Origin of the sequence: Pseudomonas sp. A25(2017) (assembly GCF_002001065.1) — a bacterium.
In the GTDB taxonomy this organism is placed as follows: domain Bacteria; phylum Pseudomonadota; class Gammaproteobacteria; order Pseudomonadales; family Pseudomonadaceae; genus Aquipseudomonas; species Aquipseudomonas kilonensis.
In genome coordinates this window covers 42,821-62,239 of the sequence record NZ_MUOA01000054.1, presented here as the reverse complement: position 1 = coordinate 62,239, position 19,419 = coordinate 42,821, and the positions used below count along the sequence as shown (strand labels likewise).

13 protein-coding genes and 1 pseudogene are annotated in these 19,419 nt (G+C 61.9%); 3 read left to right on the top strand and 11 right to left on the bottom strand.

Annotation, left to right across the window (positions count from 1 at the left end; translation table 11 throughout):
- Positions 1–61: 61 nt before the first annotated feature.
- The 9 genes from B0E42_RS10920 to B0E42_RS10880 form a co-directional block, all read right to left on the bottom strand.
- A complete protein-coding gene (locus tag B0E42_RS10920; protein WP_077506373.1) occupies positions 62–1,306 on the bottom strand; it encodes a metallophosphoesterase in 1,245 nt (414 codons plus the stop codon).
- 27 nt (positions 1,307–1,333) lie between these two features.
- A complete protein-coding gene (locus B0E42_RS10915) occupies positions 1,334–3,202 on the bottom strand; it encodes a cytochrome c (protein ID WP_077506372.1) in 1,869 nt (622 codons plus the stop codon).
- Between the two features lie 126 nt (positions 3,203–3,328).
- Positions 3,329–6,781: a GMC oxidoreductase gene (locus tag B0E42_RS10910; RefSeq protein ID WP_018612387.1), complete on the bottom strand. Its 3,453-nt coding sequence runs from the start codon at positions 6,779–6,781 to the stop codon at positions 3,329–3,331.
- 1,119 nt (positions 6,782–7,900) lie between these two features.
- Complete coding sequence (locus tag B0E42_RS10905; protein ID WP_053189988.1) at positions 7,901–8,671, bottom strand: electron transfer flavoprotein subunit beta; 771 nt, start codon at positions 8,669–8,671, stop codon at positions 7,901–7,903.
- A gap of 13 nt (positions 8,672–8,684) precedes the next feature.
- A complete protein-coding gene (locus B0E42_RS10900; protein WP_077506371.1) occupies positions 8,685–9,905 on the bottom strand; it encodes an electron transfer flavoprotein subunit alpha/FixB family protein in 1,221 nt (406 codons plus the stop codon).
- Complete coding sequence (gene dgcB / locus B0E42_RS10895) at positions 9,902–11,854, bottom strand: dimethylglycine demethylation protein DgcB (RefSeq protein ID WP_077506370.1); 1,953 nt, start codon at positions 11,852–11,854, stop codon at positions 9,902–9,904. The genes B0E42_RS10900 and dgcB overlap by 4 nt, the downstream gene beginning before the upstream one ends.
- Before the next feature lie 170 nt (positions 11,855–12,024).
- Positions 12,025–14,085, bottom strand: coding sequence for a dimethylglycine demethylation protein DgcA (gene dgcA / locus B0E42_RS10890; protein WP_014340592.1), 2,061 nt, complete (start codon positions 14,083–14,085; stop codon positions 12,025–12,027).
- A 15-nt stretch (positions 14,086–14,100) separates the two neighbouring features.
- Positions 14,101–14,631, bottom strand: coding sequence for a DUF5943 domain-containing protein (locus B0E42_RS10885; RefSeq protein ID WP_018612374.1), 531 nt, complete (start codon positions 14,629–14,631; stop codon positions 14,101–14,103).
- Between the two features lie 78 nt (positions 14,632–14,709).
- A complete protein-coding gene (locus B0E42_RS10880; protein ID WP_014340593.1) occupies positions 14,710–15,687 on the bottom strand; it encodes a dipeptidase in 978 nt (325 codons plus the stop codon).
- Between the two features lie 235 nt (positions 15,688–15,922).
- On the opposite strand from B0E42_RS10880, the gene B0E42_RS10870 reads away from it, so the two are divergent.
- The 3 genes and pseudogenes from B0E42_RS10870 to B0E42_RS10860 all read left to right on the top strand — a co-directional run bounded on the left by B0E42_RS10870 (position 15,923) and on the right by B0E42_RS10860 (position 17,011).
- Positions 15,923–16,324, top strand: a complete 402-nt coding sequence (locus B0E42_RS10870; protein ID WP_077506368.1) for a lysozyme inhibitor LprI family protein — start codon at positions 15,923–15,925, stop codon at positions 16,322–16,324.
- A gap of 16 nt (positions 16,325–16,340) precedes the next feature.
- A pseudogene (locus tag B0E42_RS10865) lies at positions 16,341–16,562 on the top strand (helix-turn-helix domain-containing protein); the annotation flags it as partial.
- A gap of 32 nt (positions 16,563–16,594) precedes the next feature.
- Positions 16,595–17,011, top strand: coding sequence for a DUF3010 family protein (locus tag B0E42_RS10860; protein ID WP_018612370.1), 417 nt, complete (start codon positions 16,595–16,597; stop codon positions 17,009–17,011).
- 170 nt (positions 17,012–17,181) lie between these two features.
- Here B0E42_RS10860 and B0E42_RS10855 read toward each other — a convergent pair whose 3' ends face one another.
- Both B0E42_RS10855 and B0E42_RS10850 read right to left on the bottom strand, forming a co-directional pair.
- Positions 17,182–18,366, bottom strand: a complete 1,185-nt coding sequence (locus B0E42_RS10855; RefSeq protein WP_077506366.1) for a hypothetical protein — start codon at positions 18,364–18,366, stop codon at positions 17,182–17,184.
- 68 nt (positions 18,367–18,434) lie between these two features.
- Positions 18,435–19,394 (bottom strand): GlxA family transcriptional regulator, encoded by a 960-nt coding sequence (locus tag B0E42_RS10850; RefSeq protein ID WP_046063292.1) that lies wholly within the window; start codon positions 19,392–19,394, stop codon positions 18,435–18,437.
- Positions 19,395–19,419 lie beyond the last annotated feature (25 nt).

Here is a 19,419-nt window from a genome sequence, read left to right as displayed (position 1 = left end):
TGCGCCAAAGATCCCTTGTGGGAGCGAGCCTGCTCGCGATAGCAGTCTCCCATTCACCCAATTACTGCGAAGACCACCGCACCGACCCATCCTCCCCATAAAACGTCTCGACAATCTCCTCCCCCTTCAGCCGCACCTTCACATACCCGTTCAACACCCGCAGCGGATACGCCTCGTCACCCGCCAATTGGGTCTCCGACCACAATACCCCGGCATGCCCGTTCAATTCGCTGGTGGTGCCATAGGGGATCGCCCCGTGCCCGGCGCAGCGCGCATGCAATCCGCCTTGCGGTGCGTAGCAGATGCCGTTGTGCAAATGCCCCCAGTACCAGTAGTCCGGTTCACGCCCCAAGGCATCGCACACCGGTTGGTAAAGCGCCGTCTTGTTGTGCCCGGAAATATCAAAACCCTGGTGATGACTGAGCACCATGAGTTTCTTGCGCTTGGGCAGGGTTTTCATCCACTCGATCTGCTGGGTGTTGAGGGTGCCGTCCATGTACAGGTTCATGGCGTCCGAGGCGTAGGCGCTGTCGAGGCCAACCACCAGCCAGTCGTCGTTGTACAAGGCAAAGTAACTGGTGCCCTGCTGCACCGGGAAACGCTTGGACAGTTCCTTGAAATAGCCGTGGGCACCGCTGTACATCTCGTGGTTGGAGTTGAGGGTGAACGCGCCGTGCTTGCCCTGGGGCCAGCCAACCATGTCGACGTCTTCCTGGGAATGGGTGCCGGCGTAATACACGTCGCCCAGATGGATGGTGAAATCGGCCAGGGCCAGTTGCATCTGGTTGGCCACCGCCACCGCCGGGGCATGACTGTCGAACGGCCCGGTGCCCCAGTCGCCAGCGATGGCCAGCACCACGTCGCTGTCCATTTTCACCAGCGCCGGGTTGGTGGCGAACGGCGCGTGGTGGCGCAGGTTCTCGATCCACTTGAGCAGCGCCTCGCTCCACAACAGATCCAGCAGTTCCCATTTGCGGCAGCCGAGCAAGGTGCCGTCCTTGAGTACCCGGGTGGGCATCTCGTCGACAGTTTGCGGCAAGGGGCTGGGATTGCCGATTTTAAGGATCGACAGGCCGTGGGCCAACTCCCACGGCACGGCCGGTTCGTCGTCCGGCGGTTCGCCATGTTTGATCGTATATTGTGCCTGGTCGTGACCTCGCTGCAGCAGCTTGACGATGGCCTGGAACTCCTCGGGCTCCAACTCGTTGACGAGTTTCTGCCAGGACATTTCCAGCCGCGTGACCAACCCATGCAGGCGGACCTTGACCTTGTCGAACTCATGTTCCCAATGGTGCAGTAATGACATGTGAACGCTCCTTCGCAGTTCCCTGGGCTACAGGGTCTTCATGAATTCGATCAGGGCCCGTTTATCGACGTCCGACAGCTGCGTGCCATACAGGTGACCACCGTTGTGGTTGCCTTCCAGGCGGGTGTCGTATTTGAAATCCGCCGACGCCTTCATCTGCGCGCCGCGGGTGATGAAGCCGACCTTCTCCTGGTCGTAGATGTCGGAGCCGGTGTAGAACACTTGCGGACGTTGCTCTGGCGGTTGCAGCAAATCCCACAGGGTCGGCACCGAACCGTTGTGCAGGTACGGCGCGCGCAGCCAGATACCGTCGGTGGGGGTGTTGCTGTAGCTCTGGGTCTTGCGGTAGGCGCCAAAGTCGAACGGCGGTTTCTTGAAGCCGTGGAACGCCGTCACCAGGCCGGTGGTGAAGGAATTCAAGCGATGGGGATCGGTGCCCAACTGGTCGATGTTGGTGGTGACCTGACCGGTGTCGCTGCGGCCAAAATCGTGGCAGCTGGCGCAGTTTTTCTCCCAGATCGGTTTGCCTTGGGCGACTTTCGCCTGGTCCAGGGCGAACGGCCAGGCCGGCGCCTTGTGGCCCAGCAGCCAGTTCGTGACGCGATTGAAACTCGGTGGCAGCACCGATTGCGGCGTCGCGCCCACGGCCATGGCCGCTGCGTAGTTGCGTTCGTGGATCTTGTTGTTATTGCCGTCCCAATGCAGGTACATGGACTCGCGCGGTTTCTGGTTCCAGACCTGCGGCAGATCCACGGTGCCGATGGTGGAGTCATCCGGGAAGCCGAACACCACCATTTTGGTCGGATTGAAGGTGTCGGTCCGCCCTGGCCCCTGGGCCGGACGCAGTTTCTGCCAGGCATACGCCTGCTTCTGCTTGAGCAGCGCACTCTTGGCCATCGGAATGATCAGGTAACGGTTGTACAGCTTCTCGAAAAAACCCAGTTGGAACTTGCCATTGATCGCCGCCATCACCGCGTCGGGGGTGAATTTCGGGTCGCTGGCGCACTCGTAGGCGAACCACTGGAAGGCCTGCAGTTGCAGGGTATTGGCCGGCGCGCTAGCGACCGGAACCGCTACGTCACTGGCATTGGCCCGATAGGAGCCGGTGTGACACAGGGCACAGTTGGGTTCCACCGTGGGGTAACCGAGCTGCCGCTTGGCCATGCCGATGGGCAGGTCTTTGCCGTTTTCATAGAGAAAACCGAACACCTCGTAGCCGCCCGGCTTGGGCAGTTTTTCCGGGCACATCTGCGGCAGCACGGCGAACAGGTAGTAGGGAATCCGCGCCTCGATGCCCAGGCCGATGGCGGCGTATTTGTAATGGTCTTCGTCGGAGGCGAAGTCCGGTTGCGGGACTTCCCGGATCATCTGGTACCAGGTCTGGTAGCCGATGAAGCCCAGCACCAGCAGCACCACCAGCGTGCCGACCTTGAAACCGTGGCTCCGCCAGCGCAGCGCCCAGCCGGCGCGCCATTCCCGCCAACCGGCGCAGAGCAAGGCCAGCGGACGATTGGCCACCGGGCTGCCCAGGTACAGCAGCACGCCCAGGATCAGGAACATGCTCAGGTCGCCCATCAGCATCGGCACGAACAGCTGGCCCTGGTTGTTGGTGTTGATCAGGTAGATCCAGAACACCACCGCCACCAGCCGCGACAGCACGCACAACCATGAATGCACCACGAAACGCGGCGCGTTGAACCCCGAGGGCATGTAGAACAGGCTGATCCCCACCAGCAACATGCCGGCGTTCTCCAGCCAGGGATCGGACAATACGGGGGGCAGGCCGATCATGGACGTCAGCAACGCCGGCGCGAACAGCGCCGGGATCGCGAAGAACATGTTCATGACAATCCCGACCCAGATGATGCGTTGGAACCAGCGGATGTAAGTGTTCATGGCATCCTTTTTCCTTTGATCGTTCCCACGCTCTGCGTGGGCATGCATCCCGTGACGCTCTGCGTCACAACAGCGGACGCAGAGCGTCCATGGCGGCATTCCCACGCGGAGCGTGGGAACGATCAGCTAGCCCAACGCCGTCTTCTCCAGGTGCTCAAGGATGATCGGATACACATCCACCACCGCATCCTTGCCGAACATGCAGTCGATGTGGCCGTACCCCGGTACTTCGTGGCGGCTGAACAACTGCGGGCCGTGCATCTCGCACAGTCGCTCATAGGTCTTGAGGGTGCTTTGTGGCAGGTAGCACTGGTTGTCGGCGCCGCTGATGAAGCAGATCGGCAATTTCAACCGATCGAAATGCGGCATGTAGACGTCGTTGCCCTTGAAGTCCACCAAGTGCCCCTTGCGCACGATCAGCGCCAGGTGCTCGAAGGTCTGGATGTTCGACTCGCCGAACAACTCATGCAGGTTGTCGTGCAGGGTTTCGTTGAGGGTGTCGTGGCGGTACAGCGACGCATACATGAACGTGATGCGATGGCAGACCGGGTTGGTGCAATAGCCCTGGGCCTCGATCCGGGCATAGCCGTTAAGGGCCTTGTCGTAGAGTTTGTTGAACCAGCTTTCCTTGGTGTCGGCGTAGGCCGTGAGGGACTTGATGCCAATGGCATCGAGCATCCCCGGCAAGTGCAAACCGGCCTTCAGCCCAGTAGCAGTGGCAACCACCGTGTCGGCGGCGATCTGCGAGCAGACCACCGAACGCACGCCCTGCAAGCCCGCCAGCATCGACATGAAGAACGTCGTCGCGCCGTAGCAATGCACCACGCACTGCACGTCACGGGCCAGGGTCGCTTGCTGGATCTGCTCGATGGCGGCCTTGAAATCGTACTGGGCCACCTGGTCGCCGTTCCATTCATTTTTGCTGGCCGGCAGCAGGATGCTCACCCGCAGATCCAACAGCCAGACGTCATATTCGTGCTTGCAGAGGTATTCCAGCAGGTTGGTGTGAATGGTGTCAGTGGAGAAGATATTCGAGCCCACGCCCAGGCCATGGACCAACATCACCGGGCCTTTGGTGCCGGCCTGGTAACGGGTCAGGCGCAACTCGACGTTGTCTTCGGTCTGGAAGAAATGCACGGCCGGCGCCGGTGCATCCAGTGGCCGTTTCAACCGGGGCGGTGCGTCCGGGTTGAAGTAGACATCGCCGGCGAAGACACCGCCGTAGCTCTCCCACAAGATACCGGCAAAGAACTTGCCGAACCGCGCCAGCGCCTCCACGCGCTCACGCTCGTTGCGGGCGTTGAGCACTTTCATGGTGGTCATCTGCTTGGCGAAGTCCGCCGGCAGGATGTGCATCACCCCGGAGCCGATCACCGCGCCGGTCTTGTCCGGCCCGCGATAGAGGGTGACGTACAGGGTGCTGGTGTCAGGCCAGATGTTCAGCACACCGTTGTCCTCGGGCACGGTCTTGAAGGCGCTGAAGTAATAGTCGCTGCCGTCTTCGGCGGTCAGCTTCATGTCGTAGTTCATGTGCCGCACGCCAACCTGTTCCTGGTACTGCTCGAACAGGTTGAACACCCCATTGCTGGCGACCAGCGGCTGCGGCGAGAGCAGCGGTGCATCGAGGGTGCCCACCAGGGTTGCCGCATGTTCCGGCTCCTTGATCAGCCGGTTGAGGTCGGCGGCGGTGATGGTCAGCGTGAACTCGATGGGCGAGTTGTCAGCCTTGCCCCGCTTGGCCGCCGCTTCGTACAGGCTGAGGTCGGTGCCCTGGGGTTGGGTGAAGGCTGTGGAAAAGTAGCCCTTCATGGTTTCGGTGAACTGCACGCCGAGGGTCGGCGCCGCCACGGCTTTGCGCGGGGCGGAGGGCAGCGTGTAGTCGATGATCCAGCCGCGGTCGGCCGCCAGCAGCCCCATGTTGCGCTCGCTCACCGCCGAGATGGTCAGCAGCGGGTTGACCGCCAGCGACGTCGGGATCACCGCGCCGTCGGTCACGTACAGGCCCGGGTAGACATCGGTGCCGCTGGCGCCACTGAACACCTGGCCCTTGTGATTGACCACGCCTTGGGTCGCGTCCTCGCCCATCACGCAACCGCCCAGGGGATGGACCGAGACGATGCTGTGCTTGAGCAACTTGGTCCAGATCGGGTTCTCGACCCAGATCCCGCCCAAGGCCTTGGTACTCTGGTGCAGCCGCTCGTTGCCGAGGGTGACGTTCTCCTGTTCGCCGACGCCGGGCCAGTCGATGCGCAACTGATCCTTGCTGTCGAGCAGCATGCGCCCCTTGGCGTTGTCATGGCTCATGATCAGGTAGGTCTGCATGTTGTGCAGCGCGCCGTGATACGGCCCGCGCAGGAAGCTCTCGGCTTCGCGCCCCTTGTACTTGAGGCTGGCGCCGAAGCCGGTGTCGGTGGGTACGCCAATCATCCCGGCGAACGCCGCCATGCTTGGCACCATGGCCTGGCCGAGGGCGCCGGGAATCGAACCCTCCTCGATGACCATGCGGCTGCGCCAGTCGCCCTCGGTGCGCATGTCGATGATCGAGGTGATGCACGGCCCCACCGGTTCCAGTTCCTTGGCTGAATGGGCGCCGAAGCCGATGCCGTTGATGACCTGGTCACAGTTGTGGCCGAAGCCGAGGATGTCACCGTTGCCGCTCATGTGCTCGCCCAATTGGCTGGACATCGACAGGCCCTTGTCCCGCGAGCGCAACATGATTTCGGTGGAGCCCAGGGTGCCGGCAGACACCACCACGATGTCGGCGCGCACGAACAGGGTCGGTGCGGAGAACATTTCGCGGCCGCTGTCCAGGTATTGGAAGTGCACGATCCAGCCATCGCCGTCGCGCTCCAGGTGCCGCACCTCGGCCTGGCAGAAAATTTCCGCGCCGTGGTTCCAGGCATCCGGCAGGTAGTTCATCAGCGTGGTGTTCTTGGCCTTGTTGTTACAGCCCGAGACGCAATCGCCACAACCATTGCACGGCAGCTGTTCGACGCCGACGTGGTTGAGGTTGTTGGGCAGCTTGTCGAACGTCACGTTGATCGGTGGTTTGTAGAAATGCGCGCCTTGCTTGAGGTAATCGGCGGACTTCTTGTGGGCGTCGAGCTTGGGCAGGTTCGGTTCCGACGCGGGGTAAGGGTTGGGCTTGAGCATCTCCCGGGCCCGGGCGTAGCCGTCCTTGAGCAGCGTGTCCTGGTGCTCACGGACTGCCTGGGGCCAGCGCGGGTCCTCGAACACGCCAGGCTCCGGCTCCAGCGCAACGTTGGCATTGATCAGCGACGTGCCGCCCAGGCCACAACCGACCACCACGTTCTGCTGGGCGTTGACGTGCAGGTCGAACAGCCCGGTGCGCGAGCCGATGTGGCCGTCCGGGTCGTGGACTTGCAGTTCCTCGGTGGCTGCGAGCAGGGTATTGGGGTATTCGCCGGGCTGGATCTCCCGGCCACGCTCCAGCAGGCACACCTTGCGCCCGGCCCGGGACAGACGCGAGGCAGCAATGCCGCCCCCGTAGCCCGAACCGATGACGATCACGTCGTAGTGCTCCTGGATATCACTGATGGGGGTCGAGATCCGTGTCATGTTCAAGTCCTCTCAGGCAGAAGGGGCAACTCTGCGGTTGCCTGCAAATCGACAGGCGCACGAACGCCTGGCCACCGTCCCTTGCAGGGTCCGGCGACAGTCAGCGGTGCTACAGGGGAAACCCGGGCGCTATAGACGCGCACGCTGATTGACGGCGCGACGATGAATGCGTTTATGCAACGAGGTGGGAGGTGTCGGGACGCAGGTCACCGATGATTGCGGGTGTGAGCGGGGTTCCTTGCTATCCATCATGTGTTCTCCCTGAACCTGATGTGGATAAAGTGGCGATGTCCTTGTGCCATGGAGTGAAGACAGCCCACAGACCCTCGTCAAGGGTGTGACTTAGAACTGTATGAAATTTGATCTATCGCCATTTGCGCTATGCCCGCTGTGGCTTGCAGCGTTTGGCGAACAAGTTATCCACATGACCACCCACAGCAAATGGGGACAAGTACGTGTATGCCCGGCATTTTTCCACCGGCAAAGTGAATAAAAACCGTGACTTATGAACAATGACGGTTTTACCGGCCTATCGGTTGTTTTTTGATCAAACCCCTGTAAGCCGTGCCCGACAAGGCGTGTGGCGGTAAGCGAACACCTTATCCACAGAAGCACCAACAGTGTTTGGGGGTAAATTTGACGATTCTGTGGAAAACCCTTTGGACGGCTTGTAAATCGAGGTTTTCCGAAGGTTTTCCTGATAAAAAAGGCTATTTGATCAGTTTATGATCAACTCGATGAACGCCCCGGTTCGTATGGGTTGCAGCGTAGAGCGAACATCTTATCCACAGAAGCGCCAACAGAGATTGGGGGCAAGTTTTGGCTGGAGCGAATAACTACTCACAGGCAAAAGCCAATAAAAACCGTGAGTTAGACTGATTGTTTTTTGAACGCAGGGCTGGAGGGCCTGATTTGCATGGGGTGCAGAGAGGGGCGAACAGGTTATCCACAGAAGCGCGCACAGGGATTGTGGGTAACCCACCATGCCCATTCTTTGTGGGAGCTAGCCCTGTGGGAGCAAAGCTTGCTCGCGATGAAAACGCCTCGGTCTCTTAAGTGCCGAGGCGCCTGGATCGCGAGCAAGCTTTGCTCCCACAAGGGGTTAGGGGGTACTTGAGGTCAGCGAACCACCCCTTCCTCCACCAACAGCTTGAGAATCGCCTCGGCCCCCGCCTCCGGGCTCACGCCCTTGAGCACCTGCCCGCCTCCACCACTGGCCTTGGCCGTGGCAGCTTTCATGCGGTCGGCGCCGCTCTTGGCCTTGATCACTTTCAAGCGTTTGGGCCGTGGCTTGGCCGGTTGCAGGGTTGCCACCGCCAGCAAGGTGTCGTCGATCACTTCGACCTCCTCGGTATGCAATGCCCCCCGCCGGGCCGGGCCGTAGGCGCTTTGCCGAGGTTTTGGCGCAGCGTTATCCACAGTGGCCAGGAACGGCAGGCGCACTTTGAGACGTCGCCGTTGGCCGCGAGGCAAGGCTTGCAGCACCAGGGCCACACCCTTGTCGATGGACTCGACCTGGGCCAACCCCACCACCAGCGGCCAACCGAGACTCTCGGCCAGCAGGAACGGCAGCATGCCCGAGCCTTCACCGGTTTCCGCCTGGCTACCGGTGAGCACCACTTGGGCGCCGGCATCACGCAGGTAATCGGTCAGGGCCGGTAGGGCGTCGGCGCCGACGGGGTTTTCCAGCACGTGCAATTCATCCAGGCCCATGCCCAGATAGGCGCGCAGGGCCGGTTCGGCCACGTCGCCAGCGTGCAGCACTTGCAGGTCGCTGCCGGCCAGTTGCAAGCCCAGCTCCACGGCCCGGGCGTCCTGTTCGGCGCGCCGAGGCCGACCGGAAGTGGGGTGGGCGCCGATGGACACGAGGCTGATCACTTGGGTACTCATCAACTTATCCTTCTTAAGCCGCATCGCGCTTGGCTTCGTTGCGGTAAGCCTCTACCGCCGCGATCAAGGCCTGGAGAATCGCCGCGCTGTCACCGATCACCGACAGGTCCGCCCGTTTGATCATGTCGCAACCCGGATCGAGGTTGATCGCCACCACCTTGTCGCAGGCGCCAATGCCCTGCAGGTGCTGGATCGCCCCGGAAATCCCCACGGCCACGTAAACCCGCGCCGTAACCCAGGTGCCGGACGCACCGACCTGGCGATCGCGGGCCATGAAGCCGTCGTCCACCGCCACCCGCGACGCGCCTTCGGTAGCGCCCAGGGCCGCTGCGGTCTGGTGGAACAGTGCCCAGTCCTTGACCCCGTTGCCGCCGGAGAAAATGAATTCGGCCTCGGCCATCGGGATCGCGCCCGGGTCCACCGCCACCGCGCCGAGGTCTTCGATGCGCGACAAGCTGCGGGCCACGCTTGTGGATAACTCCACCGGCAAGGCTTCGTGGCGGGTTTCGCTGACCGGTTCAGCGCATTCGGCCGCTGCCAGGATCAAGCGCGCCAATGGCCGGGCCAGGTCTTGCAGGCCCGCACCAGCGCGGCCGATGCACTCTTCGCCCTTGACCTGCCAGACCCGCGTGGCCGGACGTTCGCCCAAGGCCGCGGCCAAACGCCGGCCCAGTTCGCCGCCACCAGTGCGGCTGTCAGGCAATAGCCAATGGCGTGGGCTGAACTGGTTATCCACAGCCCGCAGGCCTTGCACCCGTTGTTCCGGTGCATAACCGCTGAATTCCTCGCCATCGAGCACCAGCAAGCGGTCGACACCGGCCGTGGCGAAGGCGTTTTCCTTATGCTCGCCGAAGACCACCGCCAGCACTGCGCCTTCACTGCCGGCAAGCTGATGGGCCAGGCCCAGCAGATCGCGGTCGTGGCTGCTCAAGCGGCCACCGACCATGTCCGGCACCACACTGATGTAGAACGCCGGTTGCGGCACCTGATGCAGCGGCAATTGCACTTCAACGGCAGCGCTGCGTTTGCTCGCGCCACCCTGCTGGGCACCGCTGCGGTCGATCCGCTTGATGCCATTGGGGCCGATGAAACCGACACCATGAACGTTCTTGCGAATGACGCCGTTGGGCCCCATCCAGCTGTGCTGCACCGGTTGCATGGCCGCGTGAAGCGGGTGCAGGCGGTTGCGGGCGATCCACTCGGCGCGAGGGTCGCGGCGGATGATTGTGCTCATGAATGCACCTGCGCAGGTTCACGTTTGGCCGGGGCTACAGGCTTGCTCGGGGCCGCGTCTTCCAGCAGCGCGTCGGCCACCAGTTCGGCAATGTCCTTGATCATCGGCCGCGGCTCGACCACGCCTTCCAGCATCGCGGTGCACTGTGGACAACCCACGGCCACCAGTTCGGCGCCGGTTTCGCGGATGTCTTCCATGCGCATGTCAGGAATCCGCTGCTTGCCCGGAATGTCGGTGATCGGCGCGCCGCCACCACCGCCGCAGCAACGCGAACGGAAACCGGAACGCTGCATCTCCTTGACCTCGATACCCAGCGCACGCAGTACCTGGCGCGGCGCCTCGTATTCGCCGTTGTAGCGGCCCAGGTAGCACGGGTCGTGATAAGTCACGCTGTCGCCCTTGTGCTGGCCGAGGTTCAACGCCCCGGCGTCGATGATTTCCGCCATATAGGTGCTGTGGTGCTGCACCAAGTAGTTGCCATCGAAGGCACCGTATTCGTTTTTCAGCACATGGAAACTGTGGGGGTCGCAGGTGACGATGCGGTTGAAGCTGTATTTGGCCAGGGTCTGGATGTTGCGCTTGGCCAACAGCTGGAACGTCGCCTCATCGCCCAGGCGCCGGGCCACGTCGCCGCTGTCGCGTTCTTCGAGGCCGAGCACGGCGAAGTCGATTTTCGCCGCCTTGAGTACTTTGACGAAGGCGCGCAAGGTGCGCTGGTTGCGCATGTCGAAAGCACCGTCGCCGACCCAGAACAGCACGTCGGTGGATTTCTTCTCGCTGAGCAGGTTCAGGTTCAAGTCCGCCGCCCAGTTCATCCGCCCGCCCGGGGCGAAGCCGCCAGGGTTGTCGGTGGCGATGAGGTTTTCCAGCACTTCGGCGCCCTTGTTCGGCGTGGCGCCTTTTTCCAAGGTCAGGTGGCGGCGCATGTCGACGATGGCGTCGACGTGCTCGATCATCATCGGGCACTCCTCGACGCACGCCCGGCAGGTGGTGCAGGACCACAGGGTCTCAGCGTCTACCAGGCCGTTGACGATTGGCTGATGGGGATTACCAGCATGTTCGCCCACCGGTTTACCCGGATACGGGCTGCCGGCGAATTTCGCATCGGTGCCGCCGGCCAGGCCGACGACCATGTCCTGGATGAGTTTTTTCGGGTTCAGCGGCTGGCCGGCAGCGAACGCCGGGCAAGCAGCCTCACACTTGCCGCACTGCACGCAGGCATCGAAGCCCAGCAGTTGGTTCCAGGTGAAGTCCTTGGGTTTTTCCACACCCAGCGGTGCGCTAGGGTCGTTCAAGTCCAACGGCTTCAGACCGGTGGAACGACCGCCACCAAAGCGCTCCGCTCGGCGGTGCCAGGCCAGGTGCAGGGCACCGGCGAAGGCATGTTTCATCGGCCCGCCCCAGGTCATGCCGAAAAACAATTCCGACACACCCCACAGCACGCCGACACCCAGGATCGCCGCCACCAGCCAACCGCCGAAGTTTTCCGGGAGGATGCCCGCCACCGGCAGGGTCACCAGGAAGAACGACGCCGAGAAGGCCAGCAGGCTTTTCGGCAGGCGCATCCAGGGACCCTTGGACAAACGGGCCGGCGGATTGCGCCGACGCAGGTAGACGAAGATCGCACCGACGAACATCACCGCCGACATCAACAGCAACGCATAGCCGAGGAAGCGGTTGTGCAGGCCAAACCCGTGGACCAGGATCGCCAGCACCACCGACGCCACCGCACCACCGGCCGTGGCGACGTGGGTATTGGCAATGTATTTGTCCCGCGCCACCACATGGTGCAAATCCACCATATAGCGCTTGGGCATGGCGAAGAGACCGCCGATCAGGTCGACCTTGGCCGGTCGTCCGCGGCGCCACATGTTCACCCGCCGCAAGGCGCCAAGGACCGCGAGGCCCAGGGCAGCAAACAGCAGGATGGGAAGAAGGGTGTTCAACATAGGTGTTGCTCCCAAAGACCTCAGGTCTTGCAGGCCAAACTAACTGGATGCCTTGCCCGATTCCTGTGGGAGCAAGGCTTGCCCGCGATGCGATCGACTCGGTCCGTCAGATGCTCCGTGTCGCATTTATCGCGGGCAAGCCTTGCTCCCACAGGGTTATCCACAAGCCGTTAGAAATCCTTGCACAACCGCAGGGCGTCGTAGATGGCCGCGTGGGTATTACGCTGGGCCACGCAGTCGCCGATGCGGAACAGCAGGTAGCCATCGCCGCTCTGCTCCAGGCACGGCTGGGGCTTGATCGCGAACAGGGCTTCGACGTCGATCTGGCCCTTGTTGCGCGAACCTTCCTTGAGCGCGTAGTAGATTTCCTCGTCCGGCCGCACGCCGTTTTCCACCACCACCTGGTCCACCACGCGTTCTTCCTTGGCGCCGGTGTATTCGTTCTCCAGCACCGCCACCAGCTTGTCGCCTTCGCGGTAGACTTTCTCCAGCATCATGTCCCCGGTCATGATCACTTCCTTGGGGTACATGCTGCGGTAGTAGGTGGGGAACGACGTCCCGCCAATGGCCACGCCCGGCTTGATGTCGTCGGTGACGATCTCGACCTGGCTGCCCTTGTCAGCGAGGAAGTCGGCCACCGACATGCCGGTGAACTCGCAAATGGTGTCGTAGACCAATACGTTCTTGCCCGGTGCAACCTTGCCGTCGAGCACGTCCCAGCTGCTGACCACCAGCCCTTCGGCAGCGCCCCAGTGTTCGTTCTGCTCCAGGAACGGATGGCCGCCGACGGCCAGCACGACGACGTCCGGACGCAGGTCCATGATGGTCGCCGCATCAGCCGCCACGCCCAGGCGCAGGTCGACTTTCAACCGCGCCAGCTCCAGTTGGAACCAGCGGGTGATACCGGCGATCTGGTCCCGTTGCGGGGCTTTCGAGGCGGTGGTGATCTGCCCGCCGATGAATTCTTTCTTCTCGAACAGGGTCACGTCGTGCCCACGTTCGGCGGCCACACGCGCCGCTTCCATCCCGGCCGGGCCGGCACCCACGACGACCACCTTGCGTTTCGGCCCGGTGGACTTCTCGATGATGTGCGGCACGCCCATGTATTCACGGGACGTCGCGGCGTTCTGGATGCACAGCACGTCCAGGCCTTGGTACTGACGGTCGATGCAGTAGTTGGCGCCGACGCACTGCTTGATCTGGTCGATCTGGCCCATCTTGATCTTGGCGATCAGGTGCGGGTCAGCGATGTGGGCGCGGGTCATGCCGACCATGTCGACGTAACCGCCCTCCAGAATCCGCGTAGCCTGGTTCGGGTCCTTGATGTTTTGCGCGTGCAACACCGGAACCTTGACCACTTCCTTGATACCGGCGGCCAGGTGCAGGAACGGCTCCGGTGGATAACTCATGTTCGGGATGACGTTGGCCAGGGTGTTGTGGGTGTCGCAACCCGAGCCCACCACGCCGATGAAATCCAGCATGCCGGTGTCATCATAGTACTTGGCGATCTGCTTCATGTCCTCGTGGGACAAGCCGTCCGGGTGGAATTCGTCACCGCACAGGCGCATGCCCACGCAGAAATCGTCGCCCACTTCGGCGCGCACGGCTTTCAACACTTCCAGGCCGAACTTCATGCGGCCTTCGAAGGTGCCGCCCCATTCGTCGGTACGCTTGTTGACTCGCGGGCTCCAGAACTGGTCGATCATGTGCTGGTGCACGGCGGACAGTTCGACGCCGTCCAGGCCACCGGCCTTGGCGCGTTTAGCGGCGCTGGCGTAGTTGCCGATCACCCGCCAGATCTCTTCCGGCTCGATGGTCTTGCAGGTGGCGCGGTGCACCGGCTCACGTACGCCGGACGGCGACATCAGGGTCGGCCAGTTGAAACCGTCCCAACGCGAGCGACGGCCCATGTGGGTAATCTGGATCATGATCTTGGCGCCATGCTTGTGCATGGCGTCGGCCAGGTTCTGGAAGTGCGGAATGATGCGGTCGGTGGACAGGTTCACCGAACTCCACCACTCCTGCGGGCTGTCGATGGCGACCACGGACGAGCCACCGCAGATCGCCAGGCCGATGCCGCCCTTGGCCTTCTCTTCGTAATACTTCACGTACCGGTCGGTGGTCATGCCGCCGTCGGTGGCGTAGACCTCGGCGTGCGCGGTGCTGAGCACGCGGTTGCGGATGGTCAGCTTGCCGATCTGGATCGGCTGGAACATTGCTTCAAAAGCCATGGCGCGATCCTCGACTTACAACGGCTTGACGATGAACAGGCCGTCGTCGTGGCCTTCTTCGGAACCGCCGTAGACCTGCTCGGCCACGGTGCGGATCTGGCTGCCGCGAGCGGCGAGGATCTGGTCCATGGCGCCGGCGAACCAGCCAGTGAACATGTAGTCGACCTTGCGCCCGACCTTGCCGTACACATAGACGAACGCCGAGTGTTCGAGCTTGACGCTGGCGGTGCCTTTGTCCAGGTCGATGTCCTGGATCTTGAACAGGCCCCAACCACGCTGCGACAAACGCTTCATGTAATGCTCGAACACCGCGACGCCTTCCAGGCCATGGCATTCGGCTTCTTTTTCACACCAGTGCCAGGCGGATTTGTAGCCGGCCTTGTAGAGAATCTCCGCGTAGGCGTCGGCGCCCAGCACTTCTTCGATGCCCATGTGGTTGTTGACGAAAAAGTGCCGTGGCACGTACAGCATCGGCAGGGCGTCGGAGGTCCAGACACCGGTTTCGCTGTCGACTTCGATAGGCAGTTGCGGGGCGATCTTGGCCATGAAAACTTGACTCCGGAAATTCGTGATGTGCCTGCGGCGCGAGTGGCCGCAGGTAAGGATTCAGTGATGCAGCGGGGTTTACTCGCCCCAGACGTCCTTGAGGACGTTCACCCAGTTCTCGCCCATGATCTTGCGCACTACCCGCTCAGGATGGCCGCGCTTGAGCAGCGTCTCGGTGAGGTTCGGGAACTCGCCCACGGTGCGGATGCCCAGGGGGTTGATGATCTTGCCGAAGCTGGTCAGACGACGGGCGTAGCCCTTGTCGTGGGTCAGCATTTCGAAGAAGTCCTGGCCGTGGCCCTGGGTGAAGTCGGTGCCGATGCCGATGGCGTCTTCACCGACGATGTTCATGGTGTATTCGATGGCTTCGGCGTAGTCGTCGATGGTCGAATCGATGCCCTTGGCCAGGAACGGCGCGAACATGGTCACGCCGACGAAACCGCCGTGGTCGGCGATGAACTTCAGCTCTTCATCGGACTTGTTGCGCGGGTGTTCTTTCAGGCCGGACGGCAGGCAGTGGGAATAGCACACTGGCTTCTTCGATTCGAGGATGACCTCTTCGGAGGTCTTGGAACCGACGTGGGACAGGTCGCACATGATGCCGACCCGGTTCATCTCGGCGACGATTTCGCGACCGAAGCCCGACAGGCCGCCGTCACGCTCGTAGCAACCGGTGCCGACCAGATTCTGGGTGTTGTAGCACATCTGCACCACACCCACGCCCAGCTGCTTGAAGATCTCGACGTAGCCGAGCTGGTCTTCGAAGGCATGGGCGTTCTGGAAACCGAAGATGATGCCGGTCTTGCCCTGCTCCTTGGCGCGACGGATGTCGGCGGTGGTTTTCACCGGGATCACCAGGTCGCTGTTCTCGCGGATCAGTTTCTGGCTGGCGGCGATGTTGTTGATGGTGGCCTGGAAGCCTTCCCACACCGACACGGTGCAGTTGGCTGCGGTCAGGCCGCCCTTGCGCATGTCTTCGAACAGGTCGCGGTTCCACTTGGCAATGATCAGCCCGTCGATAACGATGCTGTCGGCGTGCAATTCGGCTGGGCTCATCAGGCAGTCCCCTTTTATCAGCGATTCATGCGCCGAATCGTGTGCCGGCGCTTTGGGGCCAGCATATGCCTGAGGGCCGCGACGACCCGGTGCAAAAACGACAGGGGAATTGCCGAAAGCGTCAATCCACGACAAAGGGGTACACCAGGCCCACCCTACCCGTCTGTTCTTTACCCGACGCTTGCGCCAGAATCCGCCGCATCACTGGTTTTCACTGGACTTGAGCGGCAACGCAATGAAATCACTCTTCCTGGCTTTGGCACTGATCAGCACCGTCGCGCATGCGACCGAAGACACCGAACCCAATCCCTGCGACGAAGTTGAAAACGACGTCCAGACCCTGGCCTGCTCGGCCTACGGCAAAACCGCCGCCGAACAATTGCTGGGCGAAAACCTGCAAAGCCTCAACGAGCGCCTGCAAACCCGCTACGCCAGCGACAAGGCCCAGCTCAACGACATCACCGCCAAGATCAAGGCCGCCCAGCAACTGTGGCAAAGGCAGCGCGACGCCGACTGCGCCATCGCCGCCTTCCCGGCCAAACCCGGCAGCGACGCCTACAAAATCGCCGAAAACGACTGCATGGCCCAGGTGAGCGATGATCGGTCGGAGTTTTTGGAGTCGATTGGGCAGGAGTAACTCTTCTATGAATAACAACTTGATTCCCCATGAAGTCGTCAGCCGTATCGTCGACGGCGCCACACCCATCCGCGCCTGGCGCGAACGCCTGAACCTGACTCAAGATGAAGTCGCCAGGCGCCTGGGTATTTCTCAACCGGCGTTTGCCCAGCAAGAGTCGGTCGCCAAGCCTCGCCGAGCCACCCGCGAAAAAATTGCAGCGGCCTTTGGTATCCATGCTGACCAGTTGGAGCTGTAAGCTGCACGCCACCCTCCAGCAAAAGGATTCACATGAAAACGTGCGGCATCGAAATCAAAGGCAGCGAAGCGATCATCGCCGTTGCCTCGCTGGATCAACAGGCGTTGAGTCACGTTGCGCTGAACACCAAGAAAATCGCCCTGGACGACGATGACGAAGCCGCCAACGTCAAGGCTTTCGCTGCCCAGGTGCGGGCGTTCGTGACGGACAACGGTATCGAACGCATCGCCATCAAGAAGCGCAGCAAGAAAGGCGAGTTCGCCGGTGGCCCGACCACGTTCAAGATCGAAGGGGTCTTCCAGTTGCTGGACGGTTGTGAGGTGACGCTGCTGTCGCCGCAGACCATCAATGCGCAGAGCAAGAAACATGACTTCGCCCTGCCGGCGACGCTGAACAAGTATCAGCATGAGGCGTACAAGGCGGCGTGTTCGGCGTTGGTGAAGAAATAGACCTTTCCCAGCCGAACGGGCACCTGTGTAGAGTTTTTTGTGGGAGCAAAGCTTGCTCGCGATGGAGGCGATGCGGTCCTTCAGAAACCGAGTCGACTGTTTCGCGAGCAAGCTTTGCTCCCACAAAATCCCCTCTCCACACAGGTCACTATGCTCGACCGCTAATCGGGTCAGGACCGACTCTGTCGCTTACGATACCCCTTCAACCACTCCGCAAACGCCTTGTCCTCCAGCGCATAACCACCGCGGTTGGACTTCCACACCAATTCCTTTTCACGCAGCGCGTCGATGCAGGATTGGATGGTCTGGGTACCGGGCACGACTTCGCTTCCCATAGTCCTCAGCGCCTTGCCCACCGCCTCCAGCGTTGAATCGGTGAAGGGCGCGAAGGGTTCGTTATTTTGCGAACGCTCGGCCATGACCTGCAGCACCGCGCGTTGCGGCACCGTCAGGGCGTTCCAGGCGCTCTCGAACTCGGTCCAGACGCCGGCGCGCAGCATTTCAGCGCTGTTGCGCAGCAAGTCACCCAACTGGCTCGCCTCACCCAGCTCCAGGGCAATTTCGCCGATGACGCTGCGCAACATCTCGGGACGGCGCCCCACCAACTCAAACGCCTGGTCGAGGTCATCGGCGTTGAACTGGTTGGTTTGAGCCAAGTGTGCGTTCAAATGGGCGGTGTAGGCCTGGGTGAAGGCTTTGCCCAGCAAAGGGAACGGCGTGATGCTGGACCCGTAGAACGGTTGGTTGCGGCTGAGTACCAAGTGGGCGAGCTTGTCGCGATTGGAGCCGGTGAACACCAGCCGCAGGCCGCTGGTATCGCCCTCACGCCCCTGGTTGAGCTGGTCACGGGCGGCCTTGAGGCCGAACATCGCGTTGACCCCGGCCTCGGTGGTCAAGGCATGCTGGGCTTCGTCGATCACCAGCACCACGGTTTTACCCGCGGCACGGTGCAACAGCTCCAACGCCTGGGTCAGCGTCGCCCCTTCGGGCAGTTGCGGCTGGCTGAAATCCCAGGACAGCGTGCGCAAGAAGCTGAGTTTGTCGATGCCCATGGATTTGGCGAGCTTGCGGATGCCCTTTTCATAAGGCACCAGTGCCCCGGCGATGGCCGAGGCGATCAGGTCGGCAGGGTCCTTCTCCTTGTTGGCCCAAAGGTCGACGTAGACCGCGAGCCAACCTCGCGTCTCGCATTCGGGAATCAAGTCTTCGCGCAGGAATGTACTTTTTCCGGTACGCCTTGGCGCGGCCAGGAACAGGCCTGAGGTGTAATCCTGGATCCCGGCGCCGGCCAGCCCATCGACAATATTGCGGGCCAGATCGGGGCGCCGGAAGACAAAACCGGGGTGCTTGGACATGGTTTTATACTCAATTATGGCGACAGGTATAATTTATAGTCGCGAGTATAATTGAGTATAAAAGCCTGTCAAACCAACTCCCGCCCATCCCCCTGCCGTCGCCGATCCTCCCGCGGGCAGCGCTCGAACCGTGCCCGATAGCTGCGGGTGAAGTACGACGGTGACTCAAAGCCGCAGGCGATGCTTACTTCCAGCACACTCATGTCGGTCTGGCGCAGCAATTGCCGGGCCTTTTCCAGGCGCAGGCGCAGGTAGAAGTTGCTCGGGGTGTCGTTCAGGTGCAGGCGGAACAGCCGTTCGAGCTGGCGACGGGTGACGTTGATCGACTCGGCCAGCGCCAAGGTGCTCAGTGGCGGTTCGCTATGGGTTTCCATCTCGCCGATGACGTGCACCAGCTTCTTGTTGCGAATGCCGTAGCGGTTGGCGATTTCCATGCGCTGGTGGTCTTTGCGCGGGCGGATGCGGCCGAGCACGAACTGCTCGCTGACCTGGATCGCCAGTTCCGAACCGTGGGCCTGGCCGATCAGGTCCAGCATCAGGTCGATGGACGCAGTGCCGCCCGCACAGGTGATGCGGCGACGGTCGATTTCGAACAGTTCCTGGGTCACGCTGAGTTGCGGATAAGACTCCTTGAACGCCTCGATCGCTTCCCAATGCAAGGTCACGCGGTGCCCTTCCAACAGTCCCGCCTCGGCCAACACCACACTGCCGGTGTCGATGCCCCCCAGGGTCACGCCTTCGTTGTCCAGCCGATGCAGCCAGCGCTCCAGTGCCGGGGTGGCGAATTTCAGCGGTTCGAACCCGGCCACCACCCAGAGGGTCGCGCCCTTCTTCAGCGGTTCCAGTGCGGCATCGGCGTTGACCGACATGCCATTGCTCGCCAGCACCGGCCCGCCATCGACACTCAGCACATGCCAGCGGTACAGCTCGCCACGAAAACGATTGGCGACCCGCAAGGGCTCGATGGCCGAAATGAAACCGATGGCCGAAAAACCCGGCATCAACAAGAAGTAGAAATCCTGGGACATGGAGCGCACTCGGTTGGCGGGTAGC